The following is a 21275-nucleotide window of genomic DNA, read 5'->3' as shown; positions in this document are numbered from 1 at the left end:
CGCAAGCCCCCCACCTCTTCAGAGGAGGGGCAGCGAGACTTGGCGAGGCATCGCCGAGCCTAGTCGCAGCGGGGTGGTGCAATCGTCGCCGGACCGCGCTGCGCGCGGCACCACCCCCGGCCCCTCCTCTGAAGAGGAGGGGGGTATGAGCGAGGGAATCGCACCCGTCCGCCGCCTCAACATGATCGAGGCGATCAACGACGCGCTCGACGTGATGATGGACCGTGACCCCGATGTGGTGGTGTTTGGCGAGGACGTCGGCTTTTTCGGCGGCGTGTTCCGCGCCACCGCCGGCCTGCAAAAGAAATACGGCACGCACCGCGTGTTCGATACGCCGATCAACGAATGCGGGATCATCGGCGCGGCAGTGGGGATGGGGGCTTATGGCCTGCGCCCGGTGCCGGAAATCCAGTTTGCGGATTATATCTATCCGGGGCTGGACCAGCTGGTGTCCGAAGCCGCGCGGCTGCGGTATCGCTCGGCGGGCGAATTCATCGCGCCGATGACGGTGCGCTCGCCGTTCGGCGGCGGGATTTTTGGCGGGCAGACCCACAGCCAAAGCCCGGAGGCGCTGTTCACCCACGTCGCGGGGCTGAAAACCGTGATCCCGGCGACGCCCTATGACGCCAAGGGGCTGCTGATCAGCGCGATTGAAGACAATGATCCGGTGATCTTCTTCGAACCCAAGCGCATCTACAACGGCCCGTTCAACGGCTTTTACGACCAGCCGGTCGAACCCTGGGCGCGCCACGAAGGCAGCGAAGTGCCGGAAGGGTATTACTCGATTCCCCTCGGCAAGGCGCGGATCGCCCGCGCGGGCGAAGCGCTGACCGTGATCGCCTATGGCACGATGATCCATGTTGCCGCTGCGGTCTGCGCTGAAAAGGGCGTGGACGCGGAAATCATCGACCTCCGCAGCCTGGTGCCGCTGGACATCGACACTGTGCAGAAGTCGGTGGAAAAAACCGGCAAATGCCTGATCGTGCATGAAGCGACGCGCACCTGCGGGTTCGGTGCGGAACTCTCCGCGCTGGTGCAGGAGCGCTGCTTCTATCACCTCGAAGCGCCGATCGAGCGGGTGACGGGGTTCGACACGCCTTATCCGCACAGCCTTGAATGGGCATATTTCCCCGGTCCCGTCCGCATTGGCGAGGCGCTGGACCGCTTGCTGAAAGCTTGAGAACGATGGGCCGTTACACTTTCAACCTCCCCGACATCGGCGAAGGCATTGCCGAGGCCGAAATCGTCGCCTGGCACGTCAAGGTCGGCGACCGGATCGCGGAGGACGACAAGATCGCCGACGTCATGACCGACAAGGCTACGGTCGAGATGGAAAGCCCGGTTTCGGGCGTAGTCGTCTCGGTCGCCGGGGCCGAGGGCGATATGCTCGCCATCGGTGCGCCGCTGGTGGTGATCGAGACGGACGGCGAGGGTGGGGTTGAGGCTGAGGCTGAGGCGGTATCCATCCCCGAATCCTCCACCCCGTTCGTGTCGAGCGAAGTCGAGACACCAGGCGCCCCCCTCGTAATGGTCAGTGAACCGGAACCTGCCGCTGAACCGCAGCGTGTCTCGACTTCGCTCGACACGAACGGGGGTGGGCGGAAAGAGGTTAAGGTGCTGGCCAGCCCCGCCGTTCGCGCCCGTGCCGCTGAACTCGGTATCGACCTCGCGCAAGTGAAGCCTGCCGAGGATGGCCGGGTGCGCCACGCCGATCTCGATGCGTTCCTGTCCTACAACGGCGCCTACCGCGCCGGGGCCAAGCCGCGCGCGGACGAGGCGATCAAGGTCATCGGCCTGCGCCGCCGGATTGCCGAAAACATGGCGGCGTCAAAGCGCAGCATTCCGCACTTCTCCTATGTCGAGGAATGCGACGTGACCGCGCTGGAAACGATGCGGGCGCAGTTGAACGCGATGCCGGGGGACCGGCCCAAGCTGACCATGCTGCCGCTGCTGATCGCGGCGATCTGCCGCACGCTGCCGGACTATCCGATGCTCAACGCGCGCTATGACGACGAGGCGAACGTCGTGACGCGGTTCGGCGCGGTGCATCTGGGCATGGCGACGCAGACCGATGGCGGGCTGATGGTGCCGGTGATCCGCGATGCGCAGGACAAGAACCTGTGGCAGATCGCCCGCGAAATCGTGCGGCTGGCGGGTGCGGCGCGCAGCGGCACGGCCACCAGCGCGGAGCTGTCGGGATCGACCCTGACCGTTACTTCACTCGGCCCGCTGGGCGGCGTTGCGACCACGCCGGTCATCAACCGGCCCGAAGTGGCGATCATCGGCCCCAACCGGATTGTCGAACGTCCGATGTTCGTGCCCGATGGCATGGGCGGCGAACGGATCGAAAAGCGCAAGCTGATGAACATCTCGATCAGCTGCGACCACCGCGTGGTCGACGGCTGGGATGCGGCCAGTTTCGTTCAGGCGCTCAAGCGGCTGATCGAAACGCCGGTGGCGCTGCTGACGGATTGATGCCGAGTTTCCGATCGTCACCCTGAACTTGTTTCAGGGTCCATCGTGCCGCTAACGCAGCTCGCGCAGGTTAATAAAGCTCAGCGCGGCGAAATGGATGCTGAACCAAGTTCAGCATGACGGTTGGCCAAAGCAGGTTTGTGGGTTGGTCTGCCCCTTCAGCGCACGATCGCGCTATAGGCGATCCGGCCCGATCCCAGCGCGGCGCGGCGGTGATCGACCTGCCAGCGCACATGGGTAACGTCTTCCGGCGTGGCGATACGGCTGCCGGTCCGCAGCTCGCCCAGCTTGCCCCAGGACTTGCCGCCATCGACCGAAACCTGTTCCTCGCCATTGGCGCTGCCCTGATAGGCGACGGCGCGGGGGAGCGGATTGGTCACGGTGAAGCTGCCTGCGCCGCCCATCCGGTACCAGTTGACGATATAGACCACGCGGTCACCCCGGTTGAGGCGGCTGGCGGGTTCCAGCAACCTGCCCGACGTGGGCGAACCGCGTTCCACGAACACGGCGCTGTCCAGTGCAACGCTGGGGTTGGCCGCAGCGGGAAGGGCGGCGGAAAACGGTGCGGCGCAGGCCAGCAGCACGATGGCATGGCGGATGTTCACAGGCGGTCAGTCCCCAACTGGCAGCGGCCCAGGCGGGCAGCGGATACCGCTTAGATCGCGCATTCCGGCAAACATTTGGTTAATGCCGCCTTGTGCAGGATGCTTGCCAAAGGGTGACCGCGCGCGCGAAGCGCAGCAAAATCGGGCGATCCGGGCCTGTGGAAAAATTGCGCGTCAGTGCGCGCGCGAAGGCTGTTGACAGGAATCGGGGGCTGGCCTAGAGGCGGCGCTCCCCAAGGGGCGAGCGGGTGTAGCTCAGTTGGTTAGAGTGCCGGCCTGTCACGCCGGAGGTCGCGGGTTCGAGCCCCGTCACTCGCGCCACTTGGGGAATTTATTCCTAAAAAGCGTTGCTGAAGTCGATGGATTTTCCCCCTGCGGGGAGGGAAATCATCATGCCGTCTTCGGCCAGCCGCAGATCGCCGTCAAACGCGGCTGGCGCATCGCCCAGGAACTTCCGCTCGATCAGGCGCACCGGCACCGGCGGGACCAGATGATACAGCACCAGCGCCTTTGCCCCGGCCGTTTGCGCCGCGCGCGCGGCATCGACGGGGCTGGCATGATAGTTCTGGATGTCGGTCATGATCTGGGCTGAATCCTTGCGCCCGCGCTCGGCCAGTTTGGCTCCCAGCGCGGCGACCATCTCCATGTTCAGCGCTTCGTGGAACATCACGTCCACGCCCTTGGCCGCAGCGTTGAAGCTGGCCGAAAACACCGTGTCACCGCTGATCGCCAGCGACCGGCCCTTGTAATCGATCCGGTAGCCCAGCGCCGGGGAAATGGGGGCATGATCGACCCGGATGGCGGTAATCCGCACGCCGTCCCGGTCATGGACCACCGCGCTGTTCGCGCCCGCAGGCAGGTCGATGATCTGGGCCGCGCCGCCAAAGCCTTCCGGCCGGACAATCGCGGCTCCGTGGTGGGCGATGCGGTAACCCTTGTCGATCTGATAGGCCTGCATCAGCCCGCCGACGACCTGATCGGTCCCTTGCGGGCCGTGGACCGGGAGCGGCGCACTGCGCGATCCCCCGACCCACGCCTGCAGCAGCAGTTCGCCAAGGCCATCGAAGTGATCGGAATGCAGATGCGTCAGGAATGCGGCCTGCGCCTTGGGAATCGGGAAACCCATCCGCAGCAGTTTGCGGATGGAGCCGGAACCGGCGTCGAAGATGAAGGCCTGCTGCCCGGCCAGCACGGCAATGCATGGCCCCGCACGGGTCGCATCGGGCATCGGGGAGCCGCTGCCGCAGACATAGGCGTGCAGGCCATCGGGCAGGGCGGCCGATTGATCGACCCCCACGCTGGTATCCAGCGCGCGCTGAAAGGCCCGGTCCGCCAACCAGTCACGCCCGAGCACCAGGAACAGGCCAATCAGGATCACGCCGATTGCGAACAACCGGCCAAGTTTGCCACGCATTACCCATTCCCCCGCAGATTGTCGGGAGAGGCTAACCCGGTGCAGCGCTTAGCGCCAGCGGCCAGTTTCCATCCACAGCACGAACCGGCGCAGCGGCAGCAGCCAGACCACGCCCAGCACGATATAGACCGGCGTTTGCCCCAGCGCAGGCCAGTCTTCGATCAACGGGCCGACATAGCGCGCAATCAGGCCGCCATAGACCAGCAGCGCAATCAGCAGCGCCAGCACCCCCAGCGGGATCCGCATTGTCGGTTCGGTGCGCATCAGAACGGTCCGTAAAAACGAGTTGGGGTGACCACGCCTTTCAGCGTGATATCGTGGGGTTCGACTGGCAGGTCATCGACCAGCTGGCAATCCCAGGCGAGGCCGATTGGCAGCACGTGCGGGTGGGCGGCCAGATAGCGGTCGTAATGCCCGCCGCCCTGACCCAGTCGCTGGCCGTCGGCGGTAAAGCCCAGCAGCGGCACGATCAGCACGTCGGGCGTCATTTCCGCCGCATCGCCGCGCGGTTGCAGGCTGCCCCACGGTGCAGGTTCGAGCAATTCGGCGACATGGGGATTGTCCCAGCGGCGAAATTGCATCGGCGCGCTGCGATCCGCAAACCACGGCAGCGCCAGCGCGTGCCCGGCCTCGAACAGCCAGCGGGCATAGCCGCCGGTCGGCGCTTCGCCGCCGATGGCGCGATACAGGCCGACGCTGGCCCCGGCGGGGATCAGGTCTGCCACCGGGCGCGGCGGGCGCATCAGCACCAGCGCGCGGACATTGGCGGGCAAGGTTTCGGCGTGCTCGCGGCGGCGGGCGCGCAATTCCGCCCGCAAAGCCTGCTTATCTGTCACGGAAGCCTGATTCCTTGCCGAAAGGGTGAAGGGTGGGTGACGGGACCACCATGGGCCGTTGCCGGGAAATCCTCTGACGCGTTCACGTCAGGTGGGGACCATGTGTGCCGGACCAGGATCCGACCAGGGACAGCCCCCATTGGATTTGCTTATAGCCTCAGGGATTTTCGAAGGCTCGCACCGGGCAGAACCCGTCACGCCCTATTTAGGCGCGGCAAGCCTAACGCTCAAGGTGCGATGCAATATTTTCCAGACGGCTGGCCAGCGCTTCCAGCGCGGGGGCATCGCGATCCGGGCTGGCGGCGGCCAGCGCGTCAGCCAATGCGGCGCGGGCCTCGTGCAGTTCATCGGCCAGAACCAGCGCCGCGAACAGCAACTGGCGCGGTTCGCTTTGTCCGGCCGAGCCCATCGACTGGACCTTGTCGGCGATGGTCGCACCCAGCATGCGGATGTGGTCTTCCTCGCCGTCATCGCAGGCGACGGTATAGGCGCGGCCCCCAATCTGGAGCGTGACGTTGGTCATCCTTGCGCCCCTTCGATCAAAAGATCGAGCTGCTCAAGCCCGTCGGATACCGCAGCCCGCAACCGGCCGTGGCGGGCGCGCAGGCGGTCCAGTTCTGCTCCGGCGGCCTTCCCATCGCCTACATGGGCGGCGGCGGCTTCGATCCGCGCCAGCGCGGCGTCGATCCGCGCAAGGGCAGTGGCGGTGCGATTGGCGTCCATAGCCCATACGGCTAGCGCAATTCAGGACGTCGGCATAGTCTGCGCGCATGGATTTCCCACTGTGGCGGGGCTGCGGCGGGGCTTGTTCAGCAGTTCACGGGGCAGTCCGGGGGCGGGGGCGCTTGACGGGGGACGGTCCAGCCGCAAAGGGATGACGCGAACGAATCGCTGCTGCAACGCAGCACTTGTCTTATGCCCGCATTTCCGGGAGTACATACCTATGCAGCCTGACCCGTCCCGCCTGGCACCGATGGCCAACGCCATTCGCGCTCTTTCCATGGACGCGGTCCAGCAGGCCAACAGTGGCCATCCGGGAATGCCGATGGGCATGGCCGATGTGGCGACCGTGCTCTATTCGCAGTTCCTGAAGTTCGATCCCGCCGCGCCGAAGTGGGCTGACCGGGACCGGTTCGTGCTGTCGGCGGGCCACGGCTCGATGCTGATCTATTCGCTGCTGCACCTGACCGGCTATGCCGCGCCGACGATGGCGGACATCCGCAATTTCCGCCAGCTGCACTCGGTCTGCGCCGGGCACCCGGAAAACACAGAGCTGGCGGGCGTGGAATGCACCACCGGTCCGCTGGGGCAGGGGCTGGCGATGGCGGTCGGCATGGCGATGGCCGAACGCCACCTCAACGCCGTGTTCGGGGATGATCTGGTCGATCACAAGACCTGGGTGATCGCGGGCGACGGCTGCCTGATGGAAGGCATCAACCACGAAGCCATCGGCCTTGCGGGCGTGAACAAGCTCGGCCGCCTCAACGTGCTGTGGGATGACAACAACATCACGATTGACGGCGATACCTCGCTGTCGACCTGCGAAGACATCTGCGCGCGCTATGCCGCGACCGGCTGGCACACGGTGCGCTGCGATGGGCATGACCATGCCGACATCGCCCGCGCGCTGGCCGAAGCCGCCGCTGATCCGCGCCCGTCGCTGGTCGCGTGCAAGACGGTGATCGGCAAGGGCGCGCCGGGCAAGCAAGGCGGTCACAGCGTCCACGGCGCGCCGCTGGGTGCGGACGAAATCGCCGCCGCGCGCGAATATCTGGGGTGGAGCGCCGCTCCGTTCGAAGTTCCGGCGGACATTCTGGCTGACTGGCGTGTCCTGGGCGCCAAGGGTGCTGCGGCCCGCAACGAATGGGAAGCGCGCCTTGCCGCTTCACCCGCACGCGGAGAGTTTGAAAGCCGCCTGATGGGCGTCGCCGATCTCGCTTCGCCCGCACTCGAAAGCTACATCGCCGGACTGGTCGCCGCGCCGCAAAAGGTTGCGACCCGCAAGGCCTCGGAAATGGCGCTCGGTCCGCTGACGGAACAGCTGCCGCACCTGCTGGGCGGCAGCGCCGACCTTACGGGCTCGAACCTGACCAAGACCAAGTTCACCGTGCCGTTCGGCGCGGACAACTATGCCGGCCGCCACGTCTATTACGGCATCCGCGAATTCGGCATGGCCGCCGCGATGAACGGCATGGCGCTGCACGGCGGGGTAGTGCCCTATGGCGGCACGTTCCTGGTGTTCTCCGACTATTGCCGCAACGCGATCCGCATGAGCGCGGTGCAGCACGCGCAGGTTGTTTACGTGATGACGCACGATTCGATTGGGCTGGGCGAAGACGGGCCGACCCACCAGCCGGTCGAACACGTCATGTCGCTGCGGATGATCCCCAACCTCAACGTGTTCCGCCCGGCCGACGTGATCGAAACGGCGGAATGCTGGGCGCTCGCGCTGGAAACCACCGGCACGCCTTCGGTCCTTGCGCTCTCGCGCCAGAACCTGCCGCAGCTGCGCGGCGCCGGTGATGAAGGCTGGACCCGCAGCGCCAACCGCTGCGCGAAGGGCGCTTACCGCCTGAAGGCCGCTGATGCCGCGCGTCAGGTCGTGCTGGTCGCGACCGGCAGCGAAGTCGAAATCGCGATGGCCACCGCCGCCGCGCTCGAAGCCGCCGGGATTGGCGCGGACGTCGTGTCGATGCCCTGCGCGGAACTGTTCGTGGCCCAGGACGCGGCCTACCGCGCCGATGTGCTGCCCGCCGATGTGCTGAAAGTCTCGATCGAGGCGGGCGTCACGATGGGCTGGGAACGTTTCACCGGGATCGACGGTTTGAACATCGGGATCGACCGGTTCGGCGCGTCTGCTCCGGCGGATGAACTCTACAAGTATTTTGGCATCAGCGCAGATGCCATTGTCCCCCAGATCACGGCCAAACTGGGCCTCTAACACAGCAGGAGCTACGCACATGGCGATCAAAGTTGCGATCAACGGTTTTGGACGTATCGGGCGCAACGTCGCCCGTGCCATTCTTGAGCGGACCGACCACGATATCGAACTCGTGTCGATCAACGATCTGGCCTCGGCCCAGGCCAACGCAATGCTGTTCCAGCGGGACAGCGTCCATGGCCCGTTCGGCGGCACGGTCGAAGTTGATGGCAATGACCTGATCATCAACGGCAAGCGCATCAAGGTGACCGCTGAGCGCGATCCGGCGAACCTGCCGCACGCTGCCAATGGCGTTGATATCGCGATGGAATGCACCGGCTTCTTCACCGACCGCGCAAGCTGCGAAAAGCACCTCGCCGCCGGTGCCAAGCGCGTGCTGATCTCGGCTCCCGGCAAGAATGTCGACCTGACGGTCGTGTTCGGCGTGAACCATGACAAGCTGACCGCCGATCACGTGATCGTGTCGAACGCGTCATGCACCACCAACTGCCTGGCGCCGTTTGCCAAGGTGCTGAACGATGCCATCGGCATCGAACGGGGCCTGATGACCACGATCCACGCCTATACCAACGACCAGAAGATCCTGGACCAGATCCACGAAGATCCGCGCCGCGCCCGTGCTGCCGGCATGTCGATGATCCCGACCACCACCGGTGCCGCCCGCGCCGTGGGTGAAGTGCTGCCGGAACTGAAGGGCAAGCTCGATGGCAGCGCCATCCGCGTGCCGACCCCGAACGTCTCGGTCGTCGACCTGACCTTCACGCCCAAGCGCGACACGACCAAGGAAGAAGTCAACGCGCTGCTCAAGGCCGCGTCGGAAGGCGCGCTGAAGGGCGTGCTGGGCTTCTCGGACGAACCGCTGGTGTCGATCGACTACAACCACTGCCCGAACAGCAGCACCATCGACAGCCTGGAAACGGCCGTGATCGATGGCAAGCTGGTCCGCGTGCTGAGCTGGTATGACAACGAATGGGGCTTCTCCAACCGCATGGTCGACACGGCCGGCGCGATGGGCAAGCTGATCTGATCGGGGTTTAACCACCCACTTATCCGTTCGTGTCGAGCGTAGTCGAGACACGCGGCGCAGCGGTTCTCGACTGCGCTCGAACCGAACGGAGCTTGAGGAATACCGGTAAATGACGAAGTTCCGCACGCTCGATGACCTTGGTGATGTAACCGGTCAGGTCGCACTGGTCCGCGTGGACCTCAACCTGCCGATGCAGGACGGGGCCGTGACCGACGATACGCGCGTGCGGGCGGCGGCTCCCACGATCCTCGAACTCTCGGCCAAGGGCGCGAAAGTGCTGTTGCTGGCCCATTTCGGTCGTCCCAAGGGGGAACGCGTTTCCACCCAGTCGCTGTCGATGGTGATCGATACCGTGCAGGACGTGCTGGGCAAGGAAGTGATGTACGTGCCTGAAATCGCCGGGCCGATTGTCGAACAGACCATCGGCATCCTGCGCGCGGGCGACATCGCGGTGCTGGAAAACACCCGGTTCTGGAAGGGTGAGGAAAAGAACGATCCGGAACTGGCGAAAGCGATTGCCGCCAACGCCGATTTCTATGTCAACGATGCCTTCTCCGCCGCGCACCGCGCGCACGCCACGACCGAGGGGCTGGCGCACGTGCTGCCCGCTTATGCCGGGCGCGCGATGGAAGCCGAACTGACGGCGCTGGAAAAGGCGCTGGGCAATCCTGAACGCCCGGTCGCCGCCGTGGTCGGCGGGGCCAAGGTGTCGTCCAAGCTGGACGTTCTGACCCATCTGGTGACGCAGGTCGATCACCTGATCATCGGCGGCGGGATGGCCAACACGTTCCTGGCCGCGCGCGGCGTGAGCGTCGGAAAATCGCTGTGTGAGCATGACTTGGCCGCAACTGCTGAGAGTATTCTTGAAGCGGCGGACAAGTCCGGCTGCACCGTCCACCTGCCGTATGACGTGGTCGTGTCCAAGGAATTCGCCGCCAACCCGGCGAGCCTGCGCACCTGCAACGTCCACGAAGTGGCGGCGGATGAAATGATCCTCGACGTTGGCCCGCAAGCGGTCGAGGCGCTGGCCGATGTGCTGAAAACCTGCCGCACGCTGGTCTGGAACGGACCGCTCGGCGCGTTCGAAACCCAGCCGTTCGATGCCGCCACCGTCGCGCTGGCGCGCAGTGCCGCCGCGCTGACCAAGGAAGGCGCGCTGGTTTCGGTGGCGGGCGGGGGCGATACGGTCGCCGCGCTCAATCATGCGGGCGTTGCGGACGATTTCACTTATGTTTCAACCGCTGGCGGGGCCTTCCTCGAATGGATGGAAGGCAAGGAACTGCCCGGCGTGAAGGCGCTCGAACAAGCCTGATTGCCCGGTTACACGCGCGGTTGCGATTTTGCGCCGCGCTCGCTATCGGCCCGAATTACATACGTATGCACCTATCACGCCTCAACACAGGGATCTGAACCGATGAATACCGCTGCAATGACTGCCAAGATGGCCGAAGGTAATGGTTTTATCGCCGCGCTGGACCAGTCGGGCGGCTCCACCCCCAAGGCGCTGGCCGGTTACGGCGTGACCGAAGATGCCTGGTCGACCGAAGCGGAAATGTACGGACTGATCCATGCGATGCGTGAACGGATCATCACCTCGCCGGTGTTCACGGGCGCGAAGGTGATCGGCGCGATCCTGTTCGAACGCACGATGGACGGCATGGCGGGCGGGATGCCGGTGCCGCAGGCGCTGATCGACAAGGGCATCGTCCCGTTCATCAAGATCGACAAGGGTCTGGAAGATGAAGCGAACGGCGTGCAGCTGATGAAGCCGATGCCGGAACTCGACGCGCTGCTGATCAAGGCCAAGGCGCTGGGCGTCTATGGCACCAAGGAGCGCTCGGTCATCAACTCCGCCAACCGCGAAGGCATTGCCGCCGTGGTCAAGCAGCAGTTCGAAGTCGGCAATCAGGTGCTCGCCCACGGCATGATGCCGATGATCGAGCCGGAAGTGAACATCAAGAGCGAGACCCGCGCCGAGTGCGACGCGATCCTGCTCGACGAAATCCTGAAGGCGCTGGATGCGCTGCCGGACGGCGTGCAGGTCATGCTCAAGCTGTCGCTTCCCGTGGTGCCGGGCACGTTCGATCCGCTGGTGAACCATCCCAAGGTGCTGCGCGTGGTTGCGCTGTCGGGCGGTTACAAGCGCGCCGAAGCCTGCGTCGAACTGGCCAAGAACGCCGGGATCATCGCCAGCTTCAGCCGCGCGCTGCTGGAAGACCTGCGCTTCCAGATGAGCGACGACGAATTCGACGCCGCACTGGCCGAAGCGATTGACGCGATTCATCACGGCTCGACGGTCAAGACCGCCTGAGCGCGCTGATTTACCGGTTGGAGAGGACGGCGCCGGTCACTTTTAAGTGGCCGGCGTCAGTCATGTCTGGCCCCTTGGCTTGCACTGGTAGCGGCTGTAGAGCGGCGGGATGACTGACGCAGAACCCGCCGCCACCCAGCTGTACCTGATCTCGCCGCTTGATGTGGGCGGAACCTTCCCGGACCGGCTGGCCCGCGCACTCGATGCCGCGCCGGTCGCGGCGTTCCAGCTGCGGGTGAAGGACATCGACGAGCATCAGGCCGCGCGGTTGGCCGAGCCGCTTCAGGCGATCTGCGCGGCGCGCGGCGTGGCGTTCATCGTCAACGATTCGATTGGCCTGGCCAAGCGGATCGGCGCGGACGGGGTGCATCTGGGCCAGTCCGACGGCACCGTGGCCGACGCGCGTGAGCGGCTGGGCCGCGATGCTCAGATTGGCGTGACCTGCCACGGCAGCCGCCATCTGGCGATGGAAGCGGGCGATGCCGGGGCGGATTATGTCGCGTTCGGCGCGTTCTTTCCCAGCGCCACCAAGGACACCGAACACCGCGCCGAACTGGATGTGCTGACCTGGTGGCACGACCTGATGGAAATCCCCTGCGTCGCGATCGGCGGGATCACCCCGGACAACTGCGGCCCGCTGGTGGAGGCGGGAGCGGACTTTCTGGCCGTGTCCGGCGCGGTCTGGAACGGCGATGAAGCGGCTGCCGTGCAGGCCTTCCACCGCGCCATCGCGGCGGCGCTTTAGCGGTTGTTCTCGACCTTGCGGACACAGCGCAGATCGCTGTCGGTGCCGTCGGGGTTCATCCGGCGCAGGAAGTTGCCGGACAGCTTGTGGTATTTCTCCCCCTTGCGCGGGCCGCTGGTCAGCGTGACGAGGTCGCCCGTCAACAGATAGGTGCCGCGTCCGGCCGGGGTGCGATAGCTGGACGCGTTGACCACGGTAAACCCTTCGCCGTCCTGCGTCACGCCCGCCGGACCGGTGGCATCGCCGGGCAATTCGCACACATAAGTGCCGTGCTGCAGCGTTCCGATCTGGCCGCCCGGTGTAGCGTTGGCCGGCGTGGCATTGGCGGGAAGCAGCGCGGCAGCGGCCAGCAGGGCGAACGGGGCAAGGGACTTGGTCATAGCCGGTTTCCTATACCGCTGCCGGATGAGCCGCAACTGAACTGCGCTGCCGACCTTGCCCCAGGGCCGCGCACGCGCTAAGGGCGCGCCTTTCCGGTTATCGGCTCTTTCTCAAGCTTGAGGCTCCCAATGGCGAAGATCAGCGGCGTGGACATTCGTCCCGGCAACATTCTCGAATATGAAAAAGGCATCTGGAAGGTCGCCAAGACCCAGCACACGCAGCCGGGCAAGGGCGGGGCTTTCATGCAGGTCGAGATGAAGAACCTGATCGACGGTCGCAAGACCAACGTCCGCTTCCGCAGCCAGGACACGATCGAGCGCGTCCGGCTCGACACCAAGGATTTCCAGTATCTGTATGCCGAGGGCGACGATCTGGTGTTCATGGACGTTGAAACCTATGACCAGATCAACCTGCCGGCCGATCTGCTGGGCGATGCCGCCGCGTTCCTGCAGGACGGGATGACCGTGCTGCTCGAAATGTATGACGAGCGCCCGATTTCGGTGCAGCTGCCCGAACAGGTTGAAGCCACCATCGTCGAAGCCGACGCCGTGGTGAAGGGGCAGACCGCCTCGTCCAGCTACAAGCCCGCGATCCTCGACAACGGGGTGCGCGTGATGGTTCCGCCGCACATCGAAAGCGGCACCCGCATCATCGTGGACGTGTACGAACGCGCCTACGTCAGCAAGGCGAACTGAGCGCACCATGGCAGCGATTTCCGGCATGATCCGCGTGATGGAAAAGGCCGCCCGCAAGGCGGGTGGCCGGCTTCGTCGCGACTTTGGCGAGGTCGAGCATCTCCAGGTCAGCCGCAAGGGCCCGGCCGACTTCGTGTCGAAGGCCGATCAGGCCGCCGAACGCACCATCTGGGACGAACTGCGCACCGCGCGGCCGGACTGGGGCTTTGTGCTGGAAGAAGGCGGCGTGATCGAAGGCGATCCGACCAAGCCGCGCTGGATCGTCGATCCGCTCGACGGCACCAGCAACTTCCTGCACGGCATCCCGCACTTCGCGATTTCCATCGCCGCGCAGGAACCCAAGCTGGATGGCAGCGGCTGGGGCGATGTGATTGCCGGGCTGGTCTATCAGCCGATCACCGATGAAAGCTTCTGGGCCGAAAAGGCGCGCGGGGCATGGCTGCAGGACCGCCGCCTGCGCGTGTCGGCCCGCCGCCATCTCGATGAAAGCCTGATCGCCACCGGCATCCCGTTCGCGGGCCGGGGCGATTCGGCGGAATGGGGCAAGATCTACGCCGCCATCGGCCCACAAGTGGCGGGCATCCGCCGGTTTGGCGCGGCCTCGCTTGATCTCGCCTGGGTTGCCGCCGGACGGTTCGACGGGTTCTGGGAAAGCGGTCTGGCCCCGTGGGACACCGCTGCCGGGTGTCTGCTGGTGCGTGAAGCGGGCGGCTTCGTGACCGACTGGCGCGGTGTGTCGCAGCCGGTCTGCGATACCCAGGTGCTCGCCGGGAACGACGCGCTCCATTCCAAGCTGCACAAACTGGTCGCGGGCGCGCTGCGCTGAGGCACGGCGGGCCGGGGCGCGGCGTTAGTCAGATCTTAGGCATAACCGGCGATACTCGTCCGTGACCTGATGGTCCGCGGGAGTTTGCTGTGGCGCTTGGAACGATAACTGCCGGACTGGCCTTTGCCCTGCTGGCGCTGAACCCGCCGGTCCCGGCCACCGTGGTGCCGCCGGATCTGTTGCCGCTGGTATTGCCAGATCACCGGTTCGACTTGTCCGATCTGCCGGACGTCGCCGCCGCGCTGCCCAATCCGCGCAGCCATCGGTTTGGCCAGCCATCCATCGATCCCGCCGAGCTGCAAGGCGCGCGCTGGACTCCGCCCGCCAAATCATGGGGCAGCGCGGGTGACGGGCCAGTGCTGGAAATCGGCGCGCTGGGATCAAGGCGCAAGCGCGGCCCGGACCTGGCGCACATCTCGCTCGATTGGGATTTCTAGGACGATTTTTAGCGGCCAGAGTGCTTGCCCCGCGTGGCGCGCGCGGCTAAGCGGCGCTCTCACGGCAGTGCCCCTGTGGTGGAATGGTAGACGCGACCGACTCAAAATCGGTTGGAGAGATCCGTGCCAGTTCGAGTCTGGCCAGGGGCACCAGTCGCTGATTGCGTTGCAGATCGCACGATTGCGCTCTAGCCTGCGCGGCATGATCAAGCCTCTCTTCACCACTGCCGCCGCGCTGATCGCGCTCGTCTCGACCCCTGCCGCCGCCGATTCCGTGCGCGACAAGGTCAAGGCCGATCTGCCTGAGCTGATGGCGATCTATCGCGACCTGCATCAGCACCCGGAACTGTCGTTCCAGGAAGTCCGCTCGGCCAAGATCATGGCCGATGCCGCGCGCAAGGCCGGGTTCGAGGTGACCGAAGGGGTGGGCAAGACCGGCGTGGTCGCGGTGCTGAAGAATGGCCCCGGCCCGGTCGTGCTGATCCGCGCCGACATGGACGGGCTGCCGGTGCCGGAACAGACCGGGCTGGCTTATGCCTCGAAAGTCCGGGCGATTTCCTCGGCGGGCGTGGAAAGCGGTGTGATGCACGCCTGCGGGCACGATACCCACATGGCCGGCTGGATCGGCGCAGCGCGTGCGCTGGCGGCCAGCCGCGACCGCTGGTCGGGCACGCTGGTGATGATCGGGCAACCGGCGGAAGAGATCAACGCCGGGGCGGACGCCATGCTGAAGGACGGGCTGTTCACCCGCTTTCCCAAGCCGGATTTCGCGCTGGCGTTCCACGATACCGCCGACCTGCCGTCGGGTGTGATCGGAGTGAAGCCCGGCTTTGCGCTTGCCAACGTCGATAGCGTCGACATCACGGTCAAGGGGCTGGGCGGGCACGGGGCCTATCCGCATACCACCAAGGACCCGATCGTGCTGGCCAGCGCGATCGTGATGCGGCTCCAGACGCTGGTCAGCCGCGAAGCCAGCCCGTTCGACCCCTCGGTGGTGACCGTTGGCAGCTTCCACGGCGGGGCCAAGCACAACATCATTCCAGACGAAGTGAAGCTGCAGCTGACCGTGCGCAGCTATTCCGACGAATCGCGCAAGCTGCTGCTCGACGGGATCAAGCGGATCGCGGCGGGCGAAGCGCAGACCGCAGGCGTTCCGGCAGACCGGATGCCGGTGGTCACCGTCGATCCCAATCCGGGGCTGGCGACCTGGAACACGCCCGATTTCAGTGAGCGGATGGCGACGTTCTTCAAGGGCCGGTTCGGCGCGGGGCGCGTGGTGGAAACCCCGCCTTCGATGGCGGGTGAGGATTTCGGCGCGTTTGCCCGGACCGATCCTGACCGGATCAAGACGCTGATCTTCTGGGTCGGCGGGCGGCCGCAGTCCGCGTTCGATGCGGCCAAGCGCGAAGGCAAAGTGCTGCATGGGTTGCACAGCCCGTTCTGGGCGCCGGAGGCCGATCAGGTCGTCGCGACCGGGGCGGAAGCGCTGGCCAGCGCGGCAGTGGAACTGATGCCGAAACGCTGATTTCAGTTTTGCGAATTATTCGCATTAAGTTGATCGCTTTTAGCGATTAATCATCGCAGAAATTCCTGATGGAAAGGAAAGCCGACCACGCCCATCTAGGGGTGGCCCAATTCCCACCAACAGGAGAGATATCATGGCACTCAAGGGTTCCCAGACCGAGGAAAACCTCAAGGCAGCGTTCGCCGGTGAAAGCCAGGCCAACCGCCGTTACCTGTACTTCGCCCAGAAGGCCGACATCGAAGGTCACAACGACGTTGCCTCGGTGTTCCGTTCGACCGCCGAAGGCGAAACCGGCCACGCCCACGGCCACCTCGAATACCTCGAAGAATGCGGCGATCCGGCCACCGGTGAACCGATTGGCGATACCGTGTCCAACCTGAAGGCGTCGATCGCGGGCGAAACCCACGAATACACCGACATGTATCCGGGCATGGCCAAGACCGCGCGCGAAGAAGGCTTCGACGAAATCGCGGACTGGTTCGAAACCCTGGCGAAGGCTGAAAAGAGCCACGCCGGCAAGTTCCAGAAGACGCTCGACACGCTCCTCGCCGACGCGTGATTGATGACTGCGGGCGGCGGGGGCAGCACTGCTCCTGCCGCCCGTAATCTTTTGAACAATCGCAATTTTTATTGTCGTGAAAGTTACAGGGGACATCCGCGATGGAAGGCAGCCTTGAAGCGCCCACCCGCCACCCGATTCCGTGGCAGGACGAATCATGGTATGACGAAGCCGCGCTCGATGCCGAGCTGCGCCGCGTCTATGATATCTGCCACGGCTGCCGCCGCTGTTTCAACTTGTGCGACAGTTTCCCGATCCTGTTCGACGCCATCGACGAGGCCCCGAACGAGGAGGTCGAGGATCTGACCCCGGTCCAACTGAAGGCCGTCGTGGACGCCTGCACGCTGTGTGACATGTGCTTCATGACGAAGTGCCCCTATGTGCCGCCGCACAGCTTTGACCTCGATTTCCCGCACCTGATGTTGCGGTATCGCGCGGTTGAGCACCGCAAGGGGCAGACCTCGTTCGCCGATACCCAGCTCGCCGAAATGGGCCGCAACGGCAAGCTCGGCTCGGCGCTGGCCGGGCTGGCCAACTGGGCGACCGATCAGGACAACGGCCTGACCCGGCCGATCATCGAAAAGGTCGCCGGGATTGACCGCCGCGCGCACTTGCCGCCGTTTCTGGAAACGCCGCTGGTCAACCAGGCCGCCGGGATCATCCCCGCACCCAACCCGGATGGCCCGGTGTTTGGCAAGAAGGTGGCGGTCTATGCCGGCTGCCACGACAATTTCAACGACGGCACCCCCGGCCTCGCGCTGATCAAGGTGCTGGCCCACAACGGCGTGCGCGTGCGGATCGAACATCCCGATTGCTGTGCCATGCCCAAGCTGGAAAACGGCGACATGGCCGCTGTTGCCAGTGCGGCGCAGCGGATTTCCGCGCACTTTGCGCCGCTGATCGCCGATGGCTGGGATATCGTTCCGCTGACCACCAGCTGCGCGCTGATGCTGAAGTTCGAATGGCCGCTGATCGAGGTCGGCAACGACAATGTCACGCTGCTGGCGAAGCACAGCTTCGACGTGTCGGAATATATCGTCGCGCTGGCCAAGGACACCGGCCTTGCCCCGATCAAGGCAATGCCCGCGTCGATTGCGGTCCACTTTGCCTGCCACGCCCGCGCCCAGAACATGGGGCCAAAGGCGATGGAAATGTTGCGCCTGATCCCTGAGGCCAAGCCCGCGCTGACCGAGCGCTGCTCTGGCCACGGCGGCAAGTGGGGCATCTTCAAGGAAAACTTCGACCGTGCGGTCAAGGTCGGCAAGCCTGCCGCGCGCAATCTGGTGAAGACCAATCCGGACCTGATCGTGTCGGAATGCCCGCTCGCCGGACCGCATCTGAAACAGGTGATTACGGCCAACGGCGGAGAAGCACCGGAGCGGATCGGTCATCCGATTGAAATCGTCGCCAAAGCCTACGGGCTGTAAAGAATTTCACGCACCCGATTTGATTTGTAAGGAACATTGCAATGCCCCGCGATCAGCGAAGCATCACTGCTGCCGACATCATGCCGCTGGACCAGTACGAGCTGATCCGCGCCGACAAGAAGCAGGAAGCGATCGAGCGCAAGAAGCTCACCCGGCTGGCGGTTGGCCCTTATGCCACTGTCCTGTTTGAAAACTGGGATTCGATGTGGCTCCAGATCCAGGAAATGCTCCGGATCGAAAAGGGCGGGGATGCGCAGCTGGTCGATGAACTGGCCGCTTATGACCCGATGATCCCCAAGGGCCGCGAGCTGACCGCGACGGTGTTCTTCGAAATCGGCGACGCGGACCGCCGCGATGCTTTCCTGCGCACGATTGGCGGGGTGGAAGATCACATCGCGATCCAGGTCGGCGGCCATGAAATGCGCGCCCGCCCCGAAGGCGACACCGAACGCACCCGCGCCAGCGACAACAAGGCCAGCGCGGTCCACTTCTTCCACTTCGATTTCACGCCCGAAGCGATTGCCGCGTGGAAATCGGGCGAGGGCAATGCGCTGCTGGTGATCGACCACCCGAACTATGGCCACGCAGCACTGATCAGCCCTGATGCGCGGGCGTTCCTTGCGCGGGAATGCTTCTAGTCGCCGTCGCCGGAGCTGCCTGAACGGGCCATCGATGATTGCAGCAGTGCGGCGGCCTGATCGGCGCTGGGGCTGCTCGGTTCGGGCGGGCTGCGCCGGCCGTCGTCATCGCCGCCCGCAGGCAGGCCGCGCATCGTTGCCGCATCGCCGCCGGGAAAGGCTCCGGGCGGCGGCGCAAGGAAGGCCGGTTGGCCGCGGTTCGGGCCAAGCTGACGGCCCCGTGGTGCGTTTCCGGCCAGCATTGGTGGCGGATTGGGATCGGTCGACCCCCCGCTGAAGCCTGCGTTATCCGCCCCGGCGCTACCCCAACTGCCGCCGCCGGACCGCTCCGAACCGGCGTCGGCCACTTCGCGTGAGCCAACCTGTTCTGCTTCGGTCTGGGCCAGCTTGTTGCGCGCTTCGCGCTCAGCCAGTTCCTGCCCCAACTGCGATTGTTCGCCGCCTGCAAACAACGCGATCAAGCCAGTCAGCACCACGGTTGCACCCGCGAAGTGCTTGAGCAGCTTGGGAGAAATCGGTAAAGACTGAACGGGACGGCGCATGACCATGGGTTATCGCGCCGGAAAGTTAACCATGGACAGCGCAGGTGTGGTTACCAACGAATTGACGGCCGCCTGCGCGAAAGGGGCGCGCCGACGGCCGTCGTTACTCCTCCCCAGGAGTCAGGTGGGCGTCAGGCGTAAGAGCCGAGCCGATGGTAGAGCGCGCTGATCCGCGCGAGTTCTTCGGGTTCCTCGGTCGAGCGGGCATGGCTGGCGAGGGCCTGACGGAGCAGGCGGAAGTCGTTGTTCGAAAGCAGCGCGCGGGCCCGGCTCGGCTCGCGGACTTCGTTCATTTGCGCGGTTTCCATGGGGTGTTCCTTCGTTGCTACGGTGCGGACCCTGTGTCCGTTGCCTCATGCTGATAGGCCAGGTGGGCGCAGGCTTAGTAGGAAAAATTACAATTCATCTTGTGTGGATGGCGTCAAAAATCGGAAATTATTTGTCATGTTGTAAATAATATGACAAACAGCGGCGATGAACGATCCGACAATTCTGGCTGGCCCGACGGTCCGCCGCCTGCGCCGCCGCGAAGGCTTGACCCAGGCCGCCATGGCCGCACGGCTTGGCATTTCTCCCAGCTATCTCAACCTGATAGAGCGCAATCAGCGGCCGCTGTCGGCGCGGCTGGTGGTGGCGCTGGCCGAACAGTTCGACTTCGATCCGCGCAGCCTGCGGCAGGATGAGGCGGTCGGCGGGGTTGACGGCCTGCGCCGCCGCCTCGCGGACGAACGCTTTGCCGACCTCGCCATCGACCGTGACGAAATCGCCGAATGGCTCGCTGCCGCGCCGCAGGCGGCGCTGGCGTTTGCCCGCCTGTACGACGCCAGCGGCACGGACATTGCCACCGCGTCCAGCGATCCGATGGATCTGGTGCGGCGTGAAATCGAGCGCTGGCGCAACCATTTTGCCGACCTTGACGCGGCGGCCGAGGCCTTGTCGGACGAACTGCGGCTGTCAAACGCCGATATCGGCGCGGCGCTGGCGGAGCGGCTGCGCCAGCAGCACCAGTTGTCGGTGCGGATCCTGCCGGCCGATGTGATGCCCGATGCGCTGCGGCGACTGGATCTGCACGCGCGGCAGCTGCAATTGTCCGAAATGCTCGACGGCCCGTCGCGCAACTTCCAGATCGCGGTGCAGCTGGCGCTGCTGGAGCAACGCGATGAGATCGCCGCGATTGCCAACGGCGCGCAGTTCACCGACCGCGCCGCCTGGCGGCTGTTCCGCCGCCACCTGGCGGCCTATTTCGCTGCGGCGTTGCTGATGCCCTATGGCCGGTTCATGCGCGCGTGCGAGGCGACGGGATACGATCTGGACTTGCTTCAGCGGCGGTTCGGCGTGGGATTTGAACAGCTCGCCCACCGCCTGACCACGTTGCAGCGGGTCGGCCAGCGGGGTCTGCCGTTCTTCATGGCCCGGATCGACCGCGCCGGGCAGTTTGCCAAGCGCTATGCCGGGGCCAGCGGCACGCTGCTGCTGGAAAGCGGCACAAGTTGCCCGCTGTGGGCCGCGCATGAGGCGTTCGAGCGGGCCGGGCGGACCTGCGTCCAGCTGGTTGAGCTGCCCGACGGCGCGGGCCAGCCCTCACGCTGGCTGACGATGGCCCAGACGGTCGAGCGCAGCGGCTCGCTGGGGGCGCGCGCCGCGCGGTTCGCGGTCGTGCTGGGGCTGGAGGCGCGGCTTGTCGGGCAACTGGCGCAGGCGCGCGGGCTGTCGCTTGATCCGGTGAACGCGGTCCCGATCGGGCCTGGCTGCGCGCAGTGCCACCGCGCCGATTGCCTGCAACGCGCGCTGCCGCCGCGCGGCGCGGCGCTGGAGTTTGATGAACGCACGCGCGCGCTGACGCCGTTCAGTTTCCGCGGATAGTCGCTCTTCACCAATACCTGTAAAGTTT

24 protein-coding genes and 2 tRNA genes are annotated in these 21275 nt (G+C 65.3%); 17 read left to right on the top strand and 9 right to left on the bottom strand.

The genetic code is table 11. The annotated features are described in order from the left end of the window. The first annotated feature begins 145 nt into the window (after positions 1-145). Both Q8Q53_RS08260 and Q8Q53_RS08255 read left to right on the top strand, forming a co-directional pair. On the top strand, positions 146-1180 hold the full coding sequence (locus tag Q8Q53_RS08260; RefSeq protein WP_305701289.1) for an alpha-ketoacid dehydrogenase subunit beta: 1035 nt from the start codon (positions 146-148) through the stop codon (positions 1178-1180). A gap of 5 nt (positions 1181-1185) precedes the next feature. Continuing rightward, complete coding sequence (locus tag Q8Q53_RS08255) at positions 1186-2475, top strand: dihydrolipoamide acetyltransferase family protein (RefSeq protein WP_305701288.1); 1290 nt, start codon at positions 1186-1188, stop codon at positions 2473-2475. 158 nt (positions 2476-2633) lie between these two features. Here Q8Q53_RS08255 and Q8Q53_RS08250 read toward each other — a convergent pair whose 3' ends face one another. Next, complete coding sequence (locus tag Q8Q53_RS08250) at positions 2634-3080, bottom strand: hypothetical protein (protein ID WP_305701287.1); 447 nt, start codon at positions 3078-3080, stop codon at positions 2634-2636. A 244-nt stretch (positions 3081-3324) separates the two neighbouring features. On the opposite strand from Q8Q53_RS08250, the gene Q8Q53_RS08245 reads away from it, so the two are divergent. Then, a tRNA-Asp gene (locus Q8Q53_RS08245) sits at positions 3325-3401 on the top strand. Positions 3402-3417: 16 nt separating this feature from the next. Here Q8Q53_RS08245 and Q8Q53_RS08240 read toward each other — a convergent pair. The 5 genes from Q8Q53_RS08240 to Q8Q53_RS08220 form a co-directional block, all read right to left on the bottom strand. Further along, complete coding sequence (locus Q8Q53_RS08240) at positions 3418-4494, bottom strand: MBL fold metallo-hydrolase (protein ID WP_305701286.1); 1077 nt, start codon at positions 4492-4494, stop codon at positions 3418-3420. A 48-nt stretch (positions 4495-4542) separates the two neighbouring features. Further along, positions 4543-4758 carry a DUF2842 domain-containing protein gene (locus Q8Q53_RS08235; RefSeq protein ID WP_305701285.1) on the bottom strand — a complete coding sequence of 72 codons (216 nt, stop codon included), beginning with the start codon at positions 4756-4758 and terminating at the stop codon, positions 4543-4545. Continuing rightward, positions 4758-5330: a 5-formyltetrahydrofolate cyclo-ligase gene (locus tag Q8Q53_RS08230; RefSeq protein ID WP_305701284.1), complete on the bottom strand. Its 573-nt coding sequence runs from the start codon at positions 5328-5330 to the stop codon at positions 4758-4760. Before Q8Q53_RS08230 ends, Q8Q53_RS08235 begins: the two co-directional genes overlap by 1 nt. Before the next feature lie 220 nt (positions 5331-5550). Then, a complete protein-coding gene (locus tag Q8Q53_RS08225; protein ID WP_305701283.1) occupies positions 5551-5853 on the bottom strand; it encodes a cell division protein ZapA in 303 nt (100 codons plus the stop codon). Further along, positions 5850-6053, bottom strand: a complete 204-nt coding sequence (locus tag Q8Q53_RS08220) for a hypothetical protein (protein WP_305701282.1) — start codon at positions 6051-6053, stop codon at positions 5850-5852. The genes Q8Q53_RS08225 and Q8Q53_RS08220 overlap by 4 nt, the downstream gene beginning before the upstream one ends. Before the next feature lie 220 nt (positions 6054-6273). Between Q8Q53_RS08220 and tkt the strand changes: the two genes are divergently transcribed. From tkt to thiE, 5 genes are all read left to right on the top strand, one after another. Next, entirely contained in the window at positions 6274-8271 is a 1998-nt protein-coding gene (gene tkt, locus Q8Q53_RS08215) for a transketolase (protein WP_305701281.1), read from the top strand. A 19-nt stretch (positions 8272-8290) separates the two neighbouring features. After that, complete coding sequence (gap, locus tag Q8Q53_RS08210) at positions 8291-9298, top strand: type I glyceraldehyde-3-phosphate dehydrogenase (protein ID WP_305701280.1); 1008 nt, start codon at positions 8291-8293, stop codon at positions 9296-9298. A gap of 109 nt (positions 9299-9407) precedes the next feature. Continuing rightward, complete coding sequence (gene pgk, locus Q8Q53_RS08205; protein ID WP_305701279.1) at positions 9408-10610, top strand: phosphoglycerate kinase; 1203 nt, start codon at positions 9408-9410, stop codon at positions 10608-10610. Between the two features lie 102 nt (positions 10611-10712). Next, positions 10713-11609, top strand: a complete 897-nt coding sequence (locus Q8Q53_RS08200; RefSeq protein ID WP_305701278.1) for a fructose bisphosphate aldolase — start codon at positions 10713-10715, stop codon at positions 11607-11609. A 109-nt stretch (positions 11610-11718) separates the two neighbouring features. Next, positions 11719-12354 (top strand): thiamine phosphate synthase, encoded by a 636-nt coding sequence (gene thiE, locus Q8Q53_RS08195; protein ID WP_305701277.1) that lies wholly within the window; start codon positions 11719-11721, stop codon positions 12352-12354. Here thiE and Q8Q53_RS08190 read toward each other — a convergent pair. Then, positions 12351-12734, bottom strand: coding sequence for a hypothetical protein (locus tag Q8Q53_RS08190; RefSeq protein WP_305701276.1), 384 nt, complete (start codon positions 12732-12734; stop codon positions 12351-12353). The genes thiE and Q8Q53_RS08190 overlap by 4 nt on opposite strands. Positions 12735-12863: 129 nt before the next feature. On the opposite strand from Q8Q53_RS08190, the gene efp reads away from it, so the two are divergent. The 8 genes from efp (at position 12864) to Q8Q53_RS08150 (ending at position 18842) form a co-directional block, all read left to right on the top strand. Beyond that, entirely contained in the window at positions 12864-13430 is a 567-nt protein-coding gene (gene efp, locus Q8Q53_RS08185; RefSeq protein ID WP_305701275.1) for an elongation factor P, read from the top strand. 7 nt (positions 13431-13437) lie between these two features. Continuing rightward, positions 13438-14256, top strand: a complete 819-nt coding sequence (locus tag Q8Q53_RS08180) for an inositol monophosphatase family protein (protein ID WP_305701274.1) — start codon at positions 13438-13440, stop codon at positions 14254-14256. Positions 14257-14345: 89 nt separating this feature from the next. Further along, positions 14346-14693, top strand: coding sequence for a hypothetical protein (locus Q8Q53_RS08175; RefSeq protein WP_305701273.1), 348 nt, complete (start codon positions 14346-14348; stop codon positions 14691-14693). A gap of 69 nt (positions 14694-14762) precedes the next feature. After that, positions 14763-14846: transfer RNA gene (locus Q8Q53_RS08170), tRNA-Leu, on the top strand. Between the two features lie 49 nt (positions 14847-14895). Next, positions 14896-16218 carry a M20 family metallopeptidase gene (locus tag Q8Q53_RS08165; RefSeq protein ID WP_305701272.1) on the top strand — a complete coding sequence of 441 codons (1323 nt, stop codon included), beginning with the start codon at positions 14896-14898 and terminating at the stop codon, positions 16216-16218. 133 nt (positions 16219-16351) lie between these two features. Further along, positions 16352-16777 carry a rubrerythrin family protein gene (locus tag Q8Q53_RS08160; RefSeq protein WP_305701271.1) on the top strand — a complete coding sequence of 142 codons (426 nt, stop codon included), beginning with the start codon at positions 16352-16354 and terminating at the stop codon, positions 16775-16777. A 101-nt stretch (positions 16778-16878) separates the two neighbouring features. After that, a complete protein-coding gene (locus Q8Q53_RS08155; RefSeq protein WP_305701270.1) occupies positions 16879-18204 on the top strand; it encodes a heterodisulfide reductase-related iron-sulfur binding cluster in 1326 nt (441 codons plus the stop codon). Positions 18205-18245: 41 nt separating this feature from the next. Further along, positions 18246-18842, top strand: coding sequence for a DUF3501 family protein (locus tag Q8Q53_RS08150; protein WP_305701269.1), 597 nt, complete (start codon positions 18246-18248; stop codon positions 18840-18842). Here Q8Q53_RS08150 and Q8Q53_RS08145 read toward each other — a convergent pair. Further along, positions 18839-19384 carry a hypothetical protein gene (locus Q8Q53_RS08145; RefSeq protein ID WP_305701268.1) on the bottom strand — a complete coding sequence of 182 codons (546 nt, stop codon included), beginning with the start codon at positions 19382-19384 and terminating at the stop codon, positions 18839-18841. The genes Q8Q53_RS08150 and Q8Q53_RS08145 overlap by 4 nt on opposite strands. Before the next feature lie 131 nt (positions 19385-19515). After that, the gene (locus Q8Q53_RS08140) at positions 19516-19692 is read right to left on the bottom strand and encodes a hypothetical protein (protein ID WP_305701267.1); all 177 of its coding nucleotides are present in this window, start codon (positions 19690-19692) and stop codon (positions 19516-19518) included. 166 nt (positions 19693-19858) lie between these two features. Between Q8Q53_RS08140 and Q8Q53_RS08135 the strand changes: the two genes are divergently transcribed. After that, the gene (locus tag Q8Q53_RS08135) at positions 19859-21247 is read left to right on the top strand and encodes a short-chain fatty acyl-CoA regulator family protein (protein ID WP_305701266.1); all 1389 of its coding nucleotides are present in this window, start codon (positions 19859-19861) and stop codon (positions 21245-21247) included. Positions 21248-21275 lie beyond the last annotated feature (28 nt).

The sequence above is a fragment of the Novosphingobium sp. genome, assembly GCF_030699305.1.
Classification (GTDB): Bacteria; Pseudomonadota; Alphaproteobacteria; order Sphingomonadales; family Sphingomonadaceae; genus Novosphingobium.
The sequence above is the reverse complement of the archived record's forward strand: the minus strand, read 5'-3'. Positions and strand labels throughout refer to the sequence as shown.